Genomic DNA, 17,246 nt, shown 5'->3' on the forward strand with positions numbered 1-17,246 from the left:
CGATGGTACTGCAGGGGGGACCCTGTGGGAGAGTAGGACGCCGCCGAACAATCTTTGTGGGAAAGCCCCGCACCGTATGGTGCGGGGCTTTCCTGCGTTCTGGACCCTTTTGCCTGCCGAATGGGAGCAGTCAGGACCTATCGTGAGGGCGTGAACGGCCCCCTGAGGCCTCCAGGACGCCATTCAGGTACAGCCTTGCCTGCCGTTCGAGACACAAGCGGAGAGTGGAGAGCGGAGAAGGGACAGGGCCTCCATGCCCTGGTTCCTGTCCCGGCTCCAGTCCCAGGCCCTCCGTCCCCGGCACCAGCGCCCTCGTTCAGAGCCGTCCGGAGGCCTTGAGGGCGAGGTAAGCGTCGGCCAGGTCGGGGGCGAGGCGGGCCGGCGTTGCGTCGACGACGGTGACGCCATGGCTGCGGAGACGACTCGCGGTGCGGAGGCGCTCGGCACGGGTCCGCTCGGCGGCGGCCGCGGCGTACACGTCGACCGGGGTGTGGCGGGACCGGGCCATCGACTCGATGTGTGGGTCGGCCACCGCGGCCACGATGACCTCGTTGTTCCGTGTCAGCCCCGGAAGGACGGGGAGCAGGCCCTCCTCGACCGGTGCGGCGTCGAGGCCGGTGAACAGCACGATGAGGGAGCGGCGCGGCGCACTGCGGCGAATGGCCGCGGCGAGGCCTCGGGCGTCCGCCTCGACGAGTTCGGGCTCCAGGGGAGTCAGGGCGTCGGTGATCGCCGGCAGCACGTCGCGCGCTGTGCGGCCGTTGACGGCGGCGCGTACGCGGCGGTCGTATGCAAGCAGGTCGACACGGTCGCCGGCGCGGGAGGCGAGCGCGGCGAGGAGCAGGGCGGCGTCCATGGCGGCATCGAGGCGGGGGATGTCGCCGACGCGCCCGGCCGAGGTCCGGCCGGTCTCCAGGGCGAGCAGGATGTGGCGGTCCCTTTCGGGGCGCCAGGTGCGTACGGCGACGGTCTGCTGCCGTGCGGTGGCCCGCCAGTCGATGGACCGGGTGTCGTCGCCGGGGGCGTAGTCGCGCAGGCTGTCGAACTCCGTGCCTTCGCCGCGGGTGAGGATGCTGGTCCGGCCGTCGAGTTCGCGCAGGCGGGCGAGCTTGGCAGGGAGGTGCTTGCGGCTGGTGAAGGGCGGCAGGGCGCGGACGGCCCGGGGGACGTGGTGGCTGCCCTGGCGGGCGGCCAGGCCGAGGGGCCCGTACGAGCGTACGGTGACGCGTACGGCGTGGTGCTCGCCGCGACGGGTGGGGCGCAGGGTCGTGGTGACGCGGCGGCGCTCGGCCGCCGGGACGCGAACGCGGTGGCGGGACGCGGCGAATTCGGTGCCGGGGTGGAAGGCGCTGGGTGGCCACGCGTCGCGGAGATCGGCGCGCAACGGGCGGCCGCTGGGGTTGGTGATGGTGAGGTGCGTGGGGACAGCGTCACCGAGTCGAACTGATGTATCACCGGTTCGGGTGAACTGCAGCTTTCGCACTGGCGCGGCGAGTGACAGGTCGCACAGAATTGCTGCAAGCAAGGTGAGTTGGACGGCGAAGATGCCCGTCCAACCGGGGAGCAGCAGACCGACGACGAGTGCGCCGAGAGCCGCGAGGAGTGCGGTGCGTCCGGTAAGGGCCATGGCGTGGCTCAGCGGGGGACGGGAAGGTGGGAGAGGACCGCGGAGATGACGGAGTCGGACGTGACTCCTTCCATCTCCGCTTCGGGGCGGAGCTGGACGCGGTGGCGCAGTGTGGGCAGGGCCAGGGCCTTGACGTCGTCGGGGATGACGTAGTCACGGCCGGTCAGCCAGGCCCAGGCGCGGGCCGTGGAGAGCAGCGCGGTGGCACCTCGGGGGGAGACCCCGAGGGAGAGCGAGGGGGACTCACGCGTGGCACGGCAGATATCGACGATGTAGGCGGCGATGTCCGGGGAGACGGACGTCTTGGCGACGGCTGCCCGGGCGGCTTCGAGCTCGGCGGCGCCGGCGACGGGGCGTAGCCCGGCGGAGTCGAGGTCACGCGGACTGAAGCCCTCGGCGTGCCGGGTGAGGATGCCGATCTCGTCCTGGCGGGCGGGCAGCGGGACCGTGAGCTTGAGCAGGAAGCGGTCGAGCTGTGCCTCGGGCAGCGGATAGGTGCCCTCGTACTCCACCGGGTTCTGGGTCGCGGCGACCAGGAACGGCTCGGGCAGGGGCCGCGGTGTCCCGTCCACGGTCACCTGCCGCTCCTCCATGGCTTCGAGGAGAGACGCCTGCGTCTTGGGCGGGGTCCGGTTGATCTCGTCCGCGAGCAGGATGTTCGTGAAGACGGGGCCCGGCTGGAACGAGAATTCCGCGGTGCGCGCGTCGTAGACGAGCGAGCCGGTGACGTCGCTCGGCATCAGGTCGGGGGTGAACTGGACGCGCTTCGTACCCAGATCGAGCGCTGCCGAGAGGGAGCGCACGAGCAGGGTCTTGGCGACGCCGGGTACGCCTTCGAGAAGGACGTGGCCTCGGCAGAGCAGCGCGACGACCAGGCCGGTCACGGCGGGGTCCTGGCCGACGACGGCTTTGGCGATCTCGGTGCGCAGGGCTTCCAGGGAAGCGCGGGCGCTGTCAGCTGTCGGGGTGCTCACGAGGTGCGGGCCTCTCTTGGTGAAGGATCGAGCGTTCGAGGTCGTCGAGTCGGTCGGCGAGCTGGACCAAGGCCTTGTCGTCCGCCGGCGCGGGACCGAAGAGCAGGGCGTGCAGCGCACCGGAGGGTGCGCCGTCCGCGGTGAGTCGGGCGGCGACGGCCGGTACGAGGACGTCGGCACTGTCGGCGTCGAGGGGAGGCACACCGACGAGGGGGGCCAGCCGGGCGCGGGTGGCCGAACGCAGGACGGTGGCGGCCTGATCGCGGGCGCCGGCCTGTTCGTAGAGGCGGGCGCGGCCCTCGGTCGTCTCGGCGGCGGGCACGGTGATCGGCAGTCGCTCGGGCACGAGGGGGCCTAGACGGCGGGCCCGCCAGAGTGCGGTGAGTACGGCGGCGAGGGCCAGCTGCAGCAGGCCCCAGCGCCAGCCGGCGGGGATGAGGTCGAGGAAGGAGCGTTCATCGTCCGGAGCGGACGCGGGATCGCTGACGGAAGGGAGATACCAGACCAGATGGCGGTGCGAACCGAGGAGTTGCAGGGCGAGGGAGGCATTGCCCCGCTCGGCCAGCCGGTGGTTGTAGAACAGGTCGGGGGCGCCGAGCAGCACGGTGTCGCCGGCGGTGGTCGCGGTGCCGTCCGTCGGCCCGGCGTCGTCCGGGGAGCTGGCCGGCAGGCGCAGCAGGGTGGGCAGGCCGTGGGCGGAGTAGCAGCGGTCGGCGTCGGGACCGGCGCCGGTGTAGCGGAGGCCGCCGAGGTCGGCGTCACCGGACCGGCGGGCGGCGGGCAGGGAGCAGTCCGGCGCGCGCTCGGTGACGTCGGTGGGCTCGCCGGCCCGGATGCCGGGGGCCAGGGAGTCGAGCGCGCTCTGGTCGGGGGCGAGGAGGACCGTACGGCCGGCGGACCGGCCGGCGGCGGTGCGCAGGGTGGCGAGTTGACGGTCGGTCAACAGGTTCGGGTCGGTGACCAGGAGCGTCGTGTCCGGGCCCGCCGCGTCGGCGGCTTCGCGGGTGCTGGTCACCACACGGGAGTCGACGCCGCGTTCGGACAGCAGGGTGGCGAGCGCGCGGCTGCCGGTGGGGTCGGCGGAGCGCGGGTCGAGGCGCCCGTGTTGTTCGCCGGACTTCAATGCCGCAAGGGTGAGGCCGCCGAGGGCGAGCACGAGGAGTGCGATCAGCAGCCCCCGGAACCGCGACCAGAGCCTGGTGGCGGTGGGGGAGACGGAGGTGGCGTACGCGGGAGCGGCGGTCATCCGGCGGCCCCGGGGCCGGTGGTGAGCTGCGGCCGGTTCTGGCTCAGGTCGCTGTCCAGGGCGCTGAGCATGGCGTACTCCTCGGCCGTTGCGGGCCGGCGGCCGTACGTGACGGCGTCGAAGGTCCCAGCGGCGGTGCGTAGCCGGTCGGCGTGGGCAGGAAAGACGCGGCCGGCTTCGGTGGCTGCCTCGTCCGCGGTGCGACCCGGGGCCGGCGTGAGCAGCGCGCGCTCTTCCAGCGCGAGGACGATGGCCCGCATCCGTTCCTGCACGGCCGGGGTCCAGTCGCTGCGTGCTGCGTGGGCCTCCGCGGCCGTGCGGTGTTCGGCGGCGGTGCGGGGCCGGTCGGTGAAGAGCGCGGCACCGGTGGTGGGGGTGCGGCGCAGGGCACCGAGCCGCAGCCGGAGGGCGATGATCAGCAGCAGGACGACCAGGGCGATGACGAGGAGGCCGACCCAGCCGTCGGGGGTGGCTCCGGCAGCCGCGCCGAAGAGGTCGTCGACGCGCTGCCAGAGCCAGTTCAGGGCGCGCTGGAGCGGGTTGGGGTCGTACTGGTGGTACCGCGGATCGGACAGTTCGCGTTCCGCCGCTTCGCGGGCGGGGACGCGCGGTATCCGTACGGGCACGTCGTCGCCGGTGCCCACGAGTTGTTGCGCGAGCACGGCGACTCTCCCCCCGGCCGTCACCGCATCAGCTCCCGGGGGTGGGACCGGTGGCGGGGGCCGCGTCGGCGCCGTAGCCGGGGAGGCCGGCGGCGCGCGCCAGCTCCAGGTCGAGCGCCTCGCGGCGGATCCGCTGGTCCATGTAGAGGAGGGCGGTGACGCCGGCAGTGATCGGGTAGGTGACGGTCGAGCTGATCACGGCGCCGATGCCGGACACGATCAGGAAGGTCCAGCCCGTGGTGGCGGTGCCGGCGATCCAGTCCGCCGCGCTCTCCCCGCCGAGCAGCATGCCGATGACGGTGGCCGGGATCTGGACGATGAACTCCACGATCACCACGATCAGTACGGTGAGCAGTTGGATGCCCAGTACCCGCCACCAGGCGCCGCGTACGAGCTTGGCGGAGCGGCGCATGGACGTGATGACGCCCTGCTTCTCCAGCATCAGGGCAGGCGCGGCGAGGCAGTAGCGGATCCACAGCCAGACGCCCAGGACCATGGCGGCGAGACCGCCCAGCAGCGCGAGAGCCACACCGGCCGGCGCGGAGCCCGCCGCGGCGATGAGGATGCCGGGTACCAGGCACACCGTCATGATGGCCAGGATCAGCAGCGGAACGATGATGAGCAGGCCGAAGAGGCGGGGGAGTTGGCGGCGTGAGTCCCGCCAGGCCTCGCCGATCGAGACCGAGCGGCCCAGGACGGCACGGCTGACGACCATGGTGATCAGCGCGGTGACTATCACGGTGCCGAGCATGGCGATGAACCAGGTGATGCCGCTGGCGGCGAGCTGGCCGCCGGCCTCGCGCATGATCTTGTCGAGGTCCTCGTTCGGGTCGTTCCCGAGGGCCATGCTGCCGGCGCTGCGGAACCACACGCCCGACACGACGGTGGCGGCGGCCTGCGTGATCACGGCGACGACGAGCGAAATGCCCATCATGGTGCGCCAGTGTGCCCGCATGGTGGCCACCGCGCCGTCCAGGATCTCGTTGATGCCGAGCGGACGGAGGGGGATGACGCCGGGCTTGGCCGCCGGCGGCGGCGGGGACCAGGCGCCGCCCCAGCCGGGCCGGCCACCACCCCGGTTCGGGCCGCCGGGCCCGGGCTGTCCGTTCCAGCCTTGCTGTCCGCCCCAGCCGGGTTGTCCGCCCCAGCCGGGCTGGCCACCGGGGCCGCCCTGGGCGGGGCCGCCCGGCGGATTCCAGCCGGAACCGCCGTCGTTCGGCGCGCTTCCGCCGGGGCCGCCGGTTCCCGGCGCCCCACCGGCCGGTGCGTCACCGCCGGGCGCGGACCACTGTCCGGCCGGCGGTTGTTCCTTGGCCCACTGGGCGGACGGCTGCTGTCCCGCCGCGCCCTGTTCGGGGGCGGGTGCGTCGGCGGGCTGCGGGTTCGCGGACTGCTCGGGCGGTGCGGGCTGCTCCTGAGGGCCGCGGTCCGGCTCGTCGGAGGGGGATCCGGGCGAGGCCCAGCCCGGAGAGTTGTTCATCGTCGCTCCTTCTCACTGCCCGTCCGCGGCGGCGGTCGGGTTCCGGGATCCGCGGTGCCAGTCATCGTGCCATGGCAAGTCCGGTTTCGTACCGGCCCCCTTGTCAGGAGGGGCTTTTCCGGTGCCGGGCCGAGATGTTCCGGTTCCCGCGAGGGTTGTCCAGGACATGCGGGGACACCTTCTGCTTCCCCCACCGCTGGCGGCAGACTGAGCGGATGGCCGATCCGTACGGAGTACCCCAGGCGGGTGCCGAGGCACCCGCGATGCCCGCGTTGCGTTGGGAGGAGCCGCCCGAAGGACCGGTGGTGGTCCTGCTGGATCAGACACGATTGCCCGCCGAAGAGACGGAGTTGGTCTGCACGGACGTGCCGGCTCTGGTGCAGGCGATCCGGACGCTGGCCGTGCGCGGCGCTCCCTTGCTGGGCATCGCCGGGGCGTACGGCGTCGCCCTGGCGGCCGTCCGCGGGTTCGACGTGGCCGAGGCCGCCGCGACCCTGTCGTACGCCCGGCCGACGGCCGTCAACCTCGCGTACGGGGTGCGGCGCGCGGTGGCGGCGTACGACGAGGCGTTGGCCGCCGGCGGCACGGTCGAGAAGGCCGCGGCGGCCGCCCTGGCCGAGGCTCGGGCCGTCCACGCGGAGGACGCGCGGGCCAGCGCGCGGATGGCGGAGCTCGGGCTGGAGCTGCTCGGCGAGCTGCTGCCGGGCGGCGGTCACCGCATCCTCACGCACTGCAACACCGGGGCGCTGGTCTCCGGAGGCGAGGGCACCGCCTTCGCGGTGGCGCTCGCGGCGCACCGGGCGGGAGAGCTGCGACGCCTGTGGGTGGACGAGACCCGGCCGCTGCTGCAAGGTGCGCGGCTCACCGCGTACGAAGCGGCGCGGGCGGGAATGGCCTACACAGTGCTGCCCGACGGGGCGGCGGGGTCGCTCTTCGCGGCGGGCGAGGTGGACGCCGTACTGATCGGCGCGGACCGGATCGCGGCGGACGGCGCGGTCGCCAACAAGGTGGGCAGCTACCCGCTGGCCGTCCTGGCGCGCTACCACCACGTGCCGTTCGTGGTGGTAGCCCCCACCACGACGCTGGATCCGGAGACCGAGGAGGGTGCGTTGATCGAGGTGGAGCAGCGGGCCGGGCACGAAGTGACCGAAATCTCCCTGCCGCACGTATACGTCGGCGGCGCCGAGACGGGCGTCGCGCTCCCGGTCACGCCACCGGGCGCGCAGGCCTACAACCCGGCCTTCGACGTCACTCCGGCGGAGCTGGTGACCGCGATCGTGACCGAGGCGGGAGTGGTGTCACCGGTCACCCGGGACGCCCTGGCAGAGGTGTGTTCCACGTCACGATTCGGTAAGTCACGATCAGGTAATGGGATGATGGCCGAATGAAGGGACGCGTCCTGGTCGTCGACGACGACACCGCACTGGCAGAGATGCTCGGCATCGTGCTGCGCGGCGAAGGCTTTGAACCGTCGTTCGTGTCGGACGGCGACAAGGCGCTCGCCGCGTTCCGCGAGGCCAAGCCCGACCTTGTACTGCTCGACCTGATGCTGCCCGGACGGGACGGCATCGAGGTGTGCAGGCTGATCCGGGCGGAGTCCGGCGTGCCGATCGTCATGCTCACCGCCAAGAGCGACACCGTCGACGTGGTGGTCGGCCTGGAGTCCGGTGCGGACGATTACATCGTCAAGCCGTTCAAGCCCAAGGAGCTGGTGGCCCGTATCCGGGCGCGGCTGCGGCGGTCCGAGGAGCCTGCGCCGGAGCAGCTGGCCATCGGTGACCTGGTCATCGACGTGGCGGGGCACTCCGTGAAGCGGGACGGGCAGTCGATAGCGCTGACGCCGCTGGAGTTCGACCTGCTGGTGGCGCTGGCGCGCAAGCCGTGGCAGGTCTTCACCCGCGAGGTGCTGCTGGAGCAGGTCTGGGGGTACCGCCACGCCGCGGACACCCGGCTGGTGAACGTCCACGTCCAGCGACTCCGCTCGAAGGTCGAGAAGGATCCGGAGCGGCCGGAGATCGTGGTGACGGTACGCGGCGTCGGCTACAAGGCCGGACCCAGCTGACATGCCCCGGGACGGTTCGGCTCCGGAGGGGACGCGGGGGCGGGCCGCTGACACGGCGGACGACATGTCCTTCTTCGAGCGCTTCGTGCGAGGCGGGCAGCAGCTGCTGCCCGACGGGCCCGGCGCCGGGCCCGTCCACCCCGTGCTGCGTCTCCTCGGCCGCTGGGTGCGCAGGCCGCTGCTGCCCGCGATGCGCCTGTGGCGACGCAACATCCAGCTGCGGGTCGTCGCGACGACCCTGCTGATGTCGCTCGGCGTGGTGCTGCTGCTCGGCCTCGTGGTCATCGGACAGGTGCGGAACGGCCTGCTGGACGCCAAGCGGCAGGCCGCGCAGAGTCAGGCCGCTGGCGGGTTCGCCGTGGCGCAGCAGATGGCCGACGGCGCCGGTGACAGCCGCGGGGACGACGCCCAGCGGACCGGTAATCGCGGCGCGCAGGACTCCGCGACCTGGCTCACCAGCCTGGTCGAGCAGCTCGCCAGTGGTGGGCAGGGCGTGTTCTCGGTGGTCGCGCTGAGCTCGGACTCCGCCGTCGAGCAGCCCTTCGTGGACGACAGCCCCGGCGTCCGCGGCCCGCGCGCCTCGGGCGACGTCGACCCGGAGCGCAGCGTGCCCACCGAGATGCGCCGGAAGCTGGACGAGAACGGCGGCACGTACCGCGAGTACACCCAGATCAAGCGGGTGGGTTCGGACGAGGGCGAGCCGGCGCTGGTCATCGGCAAGCGCCTGGACGACGTCAACAGCAACCCGTACCAGCTCTACTACCTGTTCTCCTTCAGCCAGGAGGAGAAGTCGCTCAGCCTGGTCAAGGGCACCCTCGCCACCGCCGGGGTCTTCGTGGTGGTGCTGCTCGGCGCGATCGCCTGGCTGGTCGTACGGCAGGTCGTCACCCCCGTACGGATGGCCGCGGGGATCTCCGAGCGGCTGGCGGCGGGGCTGCTGCAGGAGCGGATGAAGGTCACCGGCGAGGACGACATCGCGCGGCTGGGTGAATCGTTCAACAAGATGGCGCAGAACCTCCAGAGCAAGATCCAGCAGCTGGAGGCGCTCTCCCGGATGCAGCGCCGCTTCGTGTCCGACGTGTCGCACGAGCTGCGGACGCCGCTGACGACCGTACGGATGGCCGCCGACCTCATCCACGACGCGCGCGAGGATTTCGACCCCGCCACCGCACGCTCGGCGGAGCTGCTGCGCGGCCAGCTGGACCGGTTCGAGTCGCTGCTGGCGGACCTGCTGGAGATCAGCCGGTTCGACGCGGGCGCCGCCGCGCTGGAGGCCGAGCCGATCGACCTGCGGGACGTCGTCCACCGGGTCATCGAGGGCGCCGAGCCGCTGGCCGAGGCCAAGGGCAGCCGCGTCATCGTGCGCGGCGCCGAGTACCCGGTGGTCGCGGAGGCGGACTCCCGGCGGGTGGAACGGGTGCTGCGGAACCTGGTGGTCAACGCCGTGGAGCACGGTGAGGGCCGGGACATCGTCGTCCGCCTGGCCTCGGCCGGCGGGCGCAGCGGCGGCGCGGTGGCCGTCGCGGTACGGGACTACGGCGTCGGGCTCCGACCCGGCGAGGCGACGCGGGTCTTCAACCGGTTCTGGCGCGCCGACCCGGCCCGGGCGCGGACGACCGGCGGCACGGGCCTCGGCCTGTCGATCGCGGTCGAGGACGCGCGCCTGCACGGCGGCTGGCTCCAGGCGTGGGGCGAGCCGAGCGGCGGCTCGCAGTTCCGGCTGACGCTGCCGCGTACGGCCGGTGAGGCGCTGCGCGGTTCGCCGATTCCGCTGGAGCCGGAGGACTCACGGCGCAACCGCGCCCGTAGCCGTGCGGCGGGGCACCGCGCCATCGAGGCACGCAAGCCCACGGTCACGGTGCCGGCCCAGGCCGGCAACGGTGCCGAAGCGCCCTCCGGGGGGAACGGGGCCGCGGGCAACGGGAGTGCGCCCCACGGGAGCGCCGCGCACCACGGGGCCGGCGCCCACCGCGGAGCGCCGCACAACGGAGACGCGACCCAGACGGATCAGACGGACCAGACGGACCAGACGGACCAGACGGAGGGGCATCGAGGTGCCGACTCCGACGGGGCGGCCGAGGCCCGGGTGCGTACGGATGCGCCCGTCCGGACCGACTCCCGTGCGCACCCGGACGCCCACCCCCGTAGGGGCGAGGGCGGGAACGGCCAGGAACAGGAGGGCGGGCCTCGTGACCGGCGCTGAACGGAGGCGCGACGGAGCGCGGTGCGGTGGACGGCTGCGCGGGACCCGAGCCCATACGGTCGCGATGCTCGCGGCCGGGGCGGTACTGCTGGCCGGGTGTGCGTCGATGCCGGACAGCGGCGAGTCGCAGCCGGTCGACCAGGCCTCGCGCGCGGATGCCGACTCGCAGGTGCGGGTCTACGGCGTGCCGCCGCAGGACGGTGCGCAGCCGACCGACATCGTGCGTGGCTTCCTCGACGCGCTGACCAGTGACGAGGCCAATCTGCGCACCGCCAAGCAGTACCTGGCCGCGCAGGCCCGTAAGGAGTGGCAGCCCTTCGCGACCACGAAGGTGCTCCAGGAGCGGCCCAAGGCCACTACGGAGGGCAGCCCGTCCAACCGTGAGGACGCCAAGGGCTTCACCGTCACGCTCGTGGGCACGCAGGTGGCCACCGTGGACCGCAAGCACGCCTACACGCCTCAGGAGAAGGCGTACAGGGAGACGATGCACCTGACCCGGGAGAACGGGCAGTGGCGCATCGACCGGCTGCCGAACGGCCTGGTGCTCGGCCTGCCGGACTTCCAGCGCATCTATCAGCCGGTCAACAAGTACTACTTCGCGGCCTACAAGTCCGAGGCCGGGGAGCCGCGGGCGGGCAGGAACGTGCTCGTCGCCGACCCCGTGTACCTCCGGCAGCGGATAGACCCCGTCACGGCCAGCGTGAACGCGCTGCTGCAGGGGCCCACCAACTGGCTGGACAAGGTGGCGACGTCGGCCTTCCCGAAGGGCACGCGCGTCACCCGCCCCACCCTCACGCTGGACGACTCCAACGCGCTGCGGGTGCGGCTCGGCAAGCAGGCCGCCGGGGTCGAGACAGGCCAGTGCCAACGGATGGCCGCCCAGGTGCTCTTCACGGTGCAGGGCATGGCGCGCGCTTCGAAGGTCAGCGAGGTGGAGCTGCAGGACGAGGACGGCGACTCCCTGTGCAGCCTGAAGCAGCAGGAAGCGGTCGACGGGTTCGCGCAGCAGGCCCGGGCGCGCCACACGGCGCTGGAGTACTACATCGACGGTGACCACCGGGTGGTCAGCATGACGGACTCCGTGACCGACGCGACGCCCGTGCCGGGACCGCTGGGCACGGGGAAGATCGCGCTGCGCTCCGTGGGTGTCGCGCACGGGGAGACCACCGCGGCGGGCGTCTCCCTCAACGGCCGCGCGCTGTACGTCGCCGACCTGGACGACAAGGCCGACCGTGCCGAGGTACGGCTGCGCAGCAAGGCGAAGAACGAGGCCGACGGGCTGACCGCGCCGAGCTGGGACGGTCTGGGAGACCTGTGGATCGCCGACCGGGACGACGACGGGTCGCGGCTGCTGCGGCTCCGGTCGGGCAAGGGCGAACCGCAGGAGGTCGCGGTGCCCGGACTCGGCAAGCGGCGCATCAAGGCGATCAGGGTGGCGTCGGACGGCATCCGGATCGCGATGCTCATCGAGGACAAGGGGCGGACGACTCTGCAGCTCGGCCGGGTGGAGCGGGGCGGTACGGCGATGAATCCCAAGCTGTCCGTCGAGGCGCTGCGCCCGATAGCGCCGCAGCTGGAGGATGTGGTGGCCGCCTCCTGGGCCGGCGACAGCCGGCTGGTCGTGGTCGGCAGGGAATCCGGCGGTGTGCAGCAGATGCAGTTCATGGAGACGGACGGTTCGGCGTCCAACACGCAGACGCTCCCCGGCGTGAACGGCGTCGAGTCGGTCGCGGCGTCGGAGGACGAGAGTCGGCCACTGATCGCGGACGCGGACGAGGGCATCGTCCGACTGCCGCTGGACGCGAACTGGAAGACGGTGGCGACGCGAGGTACGGCACCGGTCTACCCCGGGTGACCGGGGCGTGCTGCCCGGGCTGACCGGGGTGCGGCAGGGAGCGTGGCGCGGCGTCTCCCGAGCCGACGTGGGGCGTGTTCCCTGCCCTGCCGCCGCCCGTTCCCTCCGGCCGCCGTCACCCGTTTCCGCAGGTGAAGCGTCGGCGCCACGGCACGGCGTCGCCCGCCCAGCGAAGTTATCCACAGGGGTGGTGGGGCGGCGGCAGGGGCGGGACAGTGGAGGTATGCGGGGGTTGTGGCGAGAATTCGCCGGGCTGGTTCTGCCGGTCGGCTGCGCGGGATGCGGCAGGCCGCGGACGGAGCTCTGCGAGGAATGCGCGCGGTCGCTGTGCGCCGAGGGCGGACAGGCGGCCGGGAGGCGGCGTGGGCCGCGCCGGGTGCGGCCGAGTCCGGCGCCGCCGGGGCTGCCGCGGGTGTACGCGGCCGCCGCGTACGCCGATGCCGTACGAGCGATTCTCCTCGCGCACAAGGAGCGGGGCGCGCTGGTTCTGGCCGCTCCATTGGGCCGGGCGCTGGCAGGGGCCGTACGGGGCCTGCGGCCGGGCTCCGGACCGCTGCTGCTGATACCCGTGCCGTCCGCTCCGCGCGCGGTGGCCGGGCGGGGCCACGACCCGGTGCGGCGGATCGCCCTGGCGGCGGCGCGGGAGCTGCGTCGCGGCGGGACCGGGGCGCGGGTGCTGGCGGCCCTGCGGCAGCGGCGGACGGTGATCGATCAGGCGGGTCTCGGTGCGCGGCAACGGCAGCTGAATCTGGCCGGTGCCCTGGAGGTCGTCGGTGGTGGCGGGCGGCTGCTGCGCGACGGACGGGTGGTGCTGGTGGACGATCTGATGACCACCGGAGCGTCGCTGGCCGAGGCCGCGCGGGCGGTCGGAGAGGCGGGAGGGAGAGTAGCGGGAGCGGCCGTCGTGGCGGCCTCGCCCAGCGCTTTCGAAATCAACTGGAACTGACCGAGAAAATTCATCGTTGCAGGTACTGAGGGCAAAAAATCACCCAAACGGAGCTACCCCCCAGGAGGGGGTGCCGACAACCTACGAGGCGAGCTATGTTCGGTTGTGAGGACTTGGCAGACGCTTTGCCTCGAATGCCGGTTAGGTGCGGTTCCTGGCGCCGGCAGAGATGCTGAAAACGGCTGGAGTGGAGTCCGGGTACGTGGGGGAGAAGGAGGTGAAAGTCGCCAAGTCCGAGGCTTCGGCACTTGCCGGGGCCTGGTGCAAGAAGGCATCACCTCGCTCGCACCGGGCGGAGTGATCCGGGAACGGAGTTCTGCGTGGACATCGTCGTCAAGGGCCGCAAGACCGAAGTGCCCGAGCGGTTCCGGAAGCACGTGGCCGAGAAGCTGAAGCTGGACAAGGTGCAGAAGCTCGACGGCAAGGTGATCAGCCTCGACGTCGAGGTGTCCAAGGAGCCCAACCCGCGGCAGGCCGACCGTTCCGACCGGGTGGAGATCACTCTCCACTCCCGTGGCCCGGTGGTCCGGGCCGAGGCGGCCGCCGCCGACCCGTACGCCGCGCTCGATCTGGCCACGGCCAAGCTCGAGGCGCGTCTCCGTAAGCAGCACGACAAGCGACACTCGCGGCGCGGCAGCGGACGCATCCCGGCCAGCGACGTGGCCGTCAGCGTCCCGGACGCGGCGCGGCTCAACACCAACGGCGAACTGGCCGGCCAGGAATCCTCCGAGGAGGAACAGGTGCCGACCACCCGGATCGGGTCGCTGGAGGTTCAGGGCGAAGGTCCCCTGATCGTCCGCGAGAAGACCCACTCCGCGGCACCGATGACCCTCGACCAGGCGCTCTATGAGATGGAGTTGGTCGGACACGACTTCTACCTCTTCGTCGATGCCGATACCAAGCAGCCGAGCGTGGTCTACCGGAGGCACGCGTACGACTACGGCGTCATCCGTCTGAACTCCGATCCGTTCGCGGACGGAGCGCCCACCGGAGCCGGTGGGGCGCTCGGCGGCTGAGACCACCGACGAGGCGCCCCCGGCGTGCGCCGGGGGCGCCATTGTGGCCGCTGTGAGCAGGAGTTGAGACCGTATAGTGTCTGTGCGGCCAGGTGTTGGGACACGAAGTGCGACATGCCGGAGAGACGGTTTGTGTATGGCGCTGATCGGGCTGGCCGTAGCGGGCTGTTGTCAACCAGCCTTATGACCAAACTCAGGCCTTCCGGGCCGAGTAGTTGACGGGGAGGAACGATGGGGGACAGCTTCGGGCCCGTGCGCAACGAAGCGGACGAGGACGGCGTCGGCATGGCCGACGGTGTCGGCTCGGGTGCGACCGCGCCCCGCAAGGAGCCGATCAGAGTCCTGGTGGTCGACGACCACGCACTCTTCCGGCGTGGCCTGGAAATCGTGCTGGCCCAGGAAGAGGACATCCAGGTCGTCGGTGAGGCCGGGGACGGCGCCGAGGCCGTGGACAAGGCCGCCGACCTGCTGCCGGACATCGTGCTGATGGACGTCCGCATGCCGCGGCGGGGCGGTATCGAGGCCTGCACCTCCATCAAGGAAGTGGCCCCCAGCGCGAAGATCATCATGCTGACGATCAGCGACGAGGAGGCCGACCTCTACGACGCGATCAAGGCCGGGGCCACGGGCTATCTCCTCAAGGAGATCTCCACCGACGAGGTGGCCACGGCGATTCGCGCGGTCGCGGACGGCCAGTCGCAGATCAGTCCCTCCATGGCGTCCAAACTGCTCACCGAGTTCAAGTCGATGATCCAGCGGACGGACGAGCGACGGCTCGTCCCCGCGCCGCGCCTCACCGACCGTGAGCTGGAGGTGCTCAAGCTCGTCGCCACGGGGATGAACAACCGCGACATCGCCAAGGAGCTGTTCATCTCCGAGAACACCGTGAAGAACCACGTGCGCAACATCCTGGAGAAGCTGCAGCTGCACTCCCGGATGGAAGCGGTGGTCTACGCGATGCGCGAGAAGATCCTGGAGATCCGGTAGCGGGCGAACCGGCGGTCACGCTCACCGGCCCGCCCGCCCGCGAGGCGTCAGGCGGACAGCTCGGCAGTTCAGGCGGGCAGCTGGATGGTTCAGACGGACAGCTCGGCGGTGAGGGCGGCCAGCAGGGCCGGATCGTCACAGCGCTCGACGCGGACCGCGTCGCAGCCGACCCAGGTGGCGGCTTCCTGAAGGGCCTGCGCCATGGGACGCACGGCCTTGGGGCCCTGCATCGAGACCTGACGGGCCACGAGCGTCGCTCCCTCACGGGCCGGATCCACCCGGCCGACCAGCTTGCCGCCGGCCAGCAGCGGCATCGCGAAGTATCCGTGTATCCGCTTGGGCTTGGGGACGTATGCCTCCAGCCGGTGCGTGAAGCCGAACATGCGCTCCGTACGCGGGCGGTCCCAGATCAGTGAGTCGAACGGCGAGAGCAGCGTCGTGCGGTGCCGGCCGCGCGGCGTCTCGGACAGTGCGGCCGGGTCTGCCCAGGCGGGCTTGGACCAGCCCTCGACGTCGACCGGCACCAGCCCCGTGTCCTCGATGACCGCGCTGACCTGCTCACCCTTGAGGCGGTGGTAGTCCGCCAGGTCCGCGCGGGTGGCCACGCCCAGAGCTGCCCCGGCCTGCGCGACCAGGCGGCGGGTGCATTCGGTGTCGTCCAGGTCGTCGTGCAGCAGTTCGTCCGGGACGGCGCGCTCGGCGAGGTCGTACACCCGCTTCCAGCCGCGGCGCTCCGTGCAGACCACCTCGCCCGTGTCGAGCAGCCACTCCACCGCGATCTTCGTCTCGGACCAGTCCCACCACTCCCCGCCGTTCCGCCCGCCGCCCAGCTGGGTGGTGGTGAGCGGGCCGTCCGCCTTCAGCCGGTCCAGGACGGCGGCGCACGAGCGCGCGGAGTCCTTCATGACGTGCCAGCGGTGACCGCGCGCCCGCATGGCGCGGCGGCGGAACGCGAAGAGCGGCCACTCCTCGATGGGCAGGATGCAGGCGGCGTGCGACCAGTACTCGAAGCTGTGCGGGGCATAGGCGGAGCCCGACGCCGGGGCGGCGTCGGGCGTCTCGGGACGCGGGGTCCAGTACGCCGACTCCACGGTGGTGCGGCCGACGGCGCCGAGGCGGGCGTACGGGATCAGCTCGTGCGAGCGGGCGAGCACGGAGATCGTGTCGAGCTGCACGGCGCCCAGCCGGCGGAGGACGCCCCGCACCCCCGCGCGCCGGTCGGGCGCACCCAGGAAGCCCTGGGCGCGGAGCGCGAGGCGGCGTGCTTCGTCGGCGGACAGGCTGGTCACGGGCTGCGCGGCAGGCACGGCTGTCATGCCGATCAGAGTAGGACCGGGCACTGACAACGGTCCGCAGAATCGATCATCTGCTCCGGGGCCGTGCAGCGGAGCCCGGACGTTCCCCGACCCCGGGGGAGCCGGCGGGGTGGGAGGTCGAGACCCGAAGGAGCTCAGTCGGCTCGCCCTCAGGAGGCCTGTCCTCCGCACGGCAGGTTCAGTCGGCTCGTCCGCCGTACGGCAGGTACGGCGTCTCCGAAGAGAGGCCGAGGTCGGAGGGGAGAAGGGAGGCGGACCAGGCGTCGCGGCGGGTGCCCCGGTGAGGCATCATCGCGCGGATCGTCCCCTCCATACGGAAGCCGGTCTTCAGGGCGACCGCCCGGGACGCTTCGTTGCCCGCCTCCGCGAACCACTCCATGCGCTCCACGCCGAGGTCGGTGAACGCCCAGCGCACGATGGCGCGGGCCGCCTCGACGGTGTACCCGCGGCCGCGGTGCTCCTTGACCGACCAGTACCCGAGCTCCGCCTGGCGTTCCGGCGGCGCCAGGCGGGACAGCCGTACCAGGCCTGCCGAGCCCACCAGCGTTCCGTCGCCCGCCGGCCGGCCGTCCTCCCGGAGGGTCACGGCGAAGGTGTACGTGGTGTCCTCGCGCCAGCCTCGGTCGGTGAACGGACCCACGAAATCCTCCGCGTGCGCGCGGGTGTACGGCGACGGGACGGTCGTCCAGCGCGGGATGTCGGGGTCCTGACAGGCGGCGTGCACGGCCGGGGCGTCGGCGGGCCGGAAGGGCCGCAGGACGAGCCGCTCGGTGGTGAGGATGACGGGTTCCATCCCTGCAGTGTGCGTATTGGCCGCGGGCGGGGCGAAGGAATTACGCTGCGGCCCGGGGCGCGCCCGGAACCGTCGTACT

Annotated in this window: 14 protein-coding genes; 7 read left to right on the forward strand and 7 right to left on the reverse strand. The window is 72.3% G+C overall.

Features of this window, described 5'->3' with window-relative positions:
* Positions 1-316: 316 nt before the first annotated feature.
* From IF20_RS35990 to IF20_RS36010, 5 genes are read right to left on the reverse strand one after another with little or no spacing between them, the layout of a single operon-like run.
* The gene (locus IF20_RS35990; protein ID WP_052869661.1) at positions 317-1,627 is read right to left on the reverse strand and encodes a DUF58 domain-containing protein; all 1,311 of its coding nucleotides are present in this window, start codon (positions 1,625-1,627) and stop codon (positions 317-319) included.
* Between the two features lie 8 nt (positions 1,628-1,635).
* A complete protein-coding gene (locus IF20_RS35995) occupies positions 1,636-2,601 on the reverse strand; it encodes an AAA family ATPase (protein ID WP_052869662.1) in 966 nt (321 codons plus the stop codon).
* On the reverse strand, positions 2,582-3,847 hold the full coding sequence (locus IF20_RS36000) for a DUF4350 domain-containing protein (protein WP_052869663.1): 1,266 nt from the start codon (positions 3,845-3,847) through the stop codon (positions 2,582-2,584). The genes IF20_RS35995 and IF20_RS36000 overlap by 20 nt, the downstream gene beginning before the upstream one ends.
* Positions 3,844-4,509, reverse strand: coding sequence for a DUF4129 domain-containing protein (locus tag IF20_RS36005; RefSeq protein ID WP_110944876.1), 666 nt, complete (start codon positions 4,507-4,509; stop codon positions 3,844-3,846). The genes IF20_RS36000 and IF20_RS36005 overlap by 4 nt, the downstream gene beginning before the upstream one ends.
* 28 nt (positions 4,510-4,537) lie before the next feature.
* On the reverse strand, positions 4,538-5,989 hold the full coding sequence (locus IF20_RS36010) for a DUF7544 domain-containing protein (RefSeq protein ID WP_052869665.1): 1,452 nt from the start codon (positions 5,987-5,989) through the stop codon (positions 4,538-4,540).
* 215 nt (positions 5,990-6,204) lie between these two features.
* On the opposite strand from IF20_RS36010, the gene mtnA reads away from it, so the two are divergent.
* The 7 genes from mtnA to IF20_RS36045 all read left to right on the forward strand — a co-directional run bounded on the left by mtnA (position 6,205) and on the right by IF20_RS36045 (position 15,058).
* A complete protein-coding gene (gene mtnA / locus IF20_RS36015) occupies positions 6,205-7,377 on the forward strand; it encodes an S-methyl-5-thioribose-1-phosphate isomerase (RefSeq protein ID WP_052869666.1) in 1,173 nt (390 codons plus the stop codon).
* On the forward strand, positions 7,374-8,051 hold the full coding sequence (gene mtrA, locus IF20_RS36020; RefSeq protein WP_030250475.1) for a two-component system response regulator MtrA: 678 nt from the start codon (positions 7,374-7,376) through the stop codon (positions 8,049-8,051). The genes mtnA and mtrA overlap by 4 nt, the downstream gene beginning before the upstream one ends.
* Positions 8,052-8,115: 64 nt before the next feature.
* Positions 8,116-10,254, forward strand: a complete 2,139-nt coding sequence (gene mtrB, locus IF20_RS36025; protein WP_234426990.1) for an MtrAB system histidine kinase MtrB — start codon at positions 8,116-8,118, stop codon at positions 10,252-10,254.
* Between the two features lie 64 nt (positions 10,255-10,318).
* Positions 10,319-12,109, forward strand: a complete 1,791-nt coding sequence (locus IF20_RS36030) for an LpqB family beta-propeller domain-containing protein (protein ID WP_052869667.1) — start codon at positions 10,319-10,321, stop codon at positions 12,107-12,109.
* Positions 12,110-12,332: 223 nt separating this feature from the next.
* On the forward strand, positions 12,333-13,055 hold the full coding sequence (locus tag IF20_RS36035; protein WP_110944878.1) for a ComF family protein: 723 nt from the start codon (positions 12,333-12,335) through the stop codon (positions 13,053-13,055).
* A 320-nt stretch (positions 13,056-13,375) separates the two neighbouring features.
* The gene (gene hpf, locus IF20_RS36040) at positions 13,376-14,071 is read left to right on the forward strand and encodes a ribosome hibernation-promoting factor, HPF/YfiA family (protein ID WP_052869669.1); all 696 of its coding nucleotides are present in this window, start codon (positions 13,376-13,378) and stop codon (positions 14,069-14,071) included.
* A gap of 231 nt (positions 14,072-14,302) precedes the next feature.
* Complete coding sequence (locus tag IF20_RS36045; RefSeq protein WP_052869670.1) at positions 14,303-15,058, forward strand: response regulator; 756 nt, start codon at positions 14,303-14,305, stop codon at positions 15,056-15,058.
* 89 nt (positions 15,059-15,147) lie between these two features.
* On the opposite strand, the gene IF20_RS36050 is transcribed toward IF20_RS36045, so the two are convergent.
* Both IF20_RS36050 and IF20_RS36055 read right to left on the reverse strand, forming a co-directional pair.
* Complete coding sequence (locus IF20_RS36050; RefSeq protein ID WP_052869671.1) at positions 15,148-16,374, reverse strand: winged helix-turn-helix domain-containing protein; 1,227 nt, start codon at positions 16,372-16,374, stop codon at positions 15,148-15,150.
* A 178-nt stretch (positions 16,375-16,552) separates the two neighbouring features.
* Positions 16,553-17,167, reverse strand: a complete 615-nt coding sequence (locus tag IF20_RS36055; RefSeq protein WP_052869672.1) for a GNAT family N-acetyltransferase — start codon at positions 17,165-17,167, stop codon at positions 16,553-16,555.
* Positions 17,168-17,246 lie beyond the last annotated feature (79 nt).

Source organism: Streptomyces niger (genome assembly GCF_000718305.1).
GTDB lineage: Bacteria > Actinomycetota > Actinomycetes > Streptomycetales > Streptomycetaceae > Streptomyces > Streptomyces niger.

Coding starts and splice junctions, on each gene's coding strand:
- IF20_RS35990 (WP_052869661.1), bottom strand. CDS start 1,627: ATGGCCCTTACCGGACGCACCGCACTCCTCGCGGCTCTCGGCGCACTC.
- IF20_RS36000 (WP_052869663.1), bottom strand. CDS start 3,847: ATGACCGCCGCTCCCGCGTACGCCACCTCCGTCTCCCCCACCGCCACC.
- IF20_RS36010 (WP_052869665.1), bottom strand. CDS start 5,989: ATGAACAACTCTCCGGGCTGGGCCTCGCCCGGATCCCCCTCCGACGAG.
- mtnA (WP_052869666.1), top strand. CDS start 6,205: ATGGCCGATCCGTACGGAGTACCCCAGGCGGGTGCCGAGGCACCCGCG.
- mtrA (WP_030250475.1), top strand. CDS start 7,374: ATGAAGGGACGCGTCCTGGTCGTCGACGACGACACCGCACTGGCAGAG.
- mtrB (WP_234426990.1), top strand. CDS start 8,116: ATGTCCTTCTTCGAGCGCTTCGTGCGAGGCGGGCAGCAGCTGCTGCCC.
- IF20_RS36030 (WP_052869667.1), top strand. CDS start 10,319: ATGCTCGCGGCCGGGGCGGTACTGCTGGCCGGGTGTGCGTCGATGCCG.
- IF20_RS36035 (WP_110944878.1), top strand. CDS start 12,333: ATGCGGGGGTTGTGGCGAGAATTCGCCGGGCTGGTTCTGCCGGTCGGC.
- IF20_RS36045 (WP_052869670.1), top strand. CDS start 14,303: ATGGGGGACAGCTTCGGGCCCGTGCGCAACGAAGCGGACGAGGACGGC.
- IF20_RS36050 (WP_052869671.1), bottom strand. CDS start 16,374: ATGACAGCCGTGCCTGCCGCGCAGCCCGTGACCAGCCTGTCCGCCGAC.
- IF20_RS36055 (WP_052869672.1), bottom strand. CDS start 17,167: ATGGAACCCGTCATCCTCACCACCGAGCGGCTCGTCCTGCGGCCCTTC.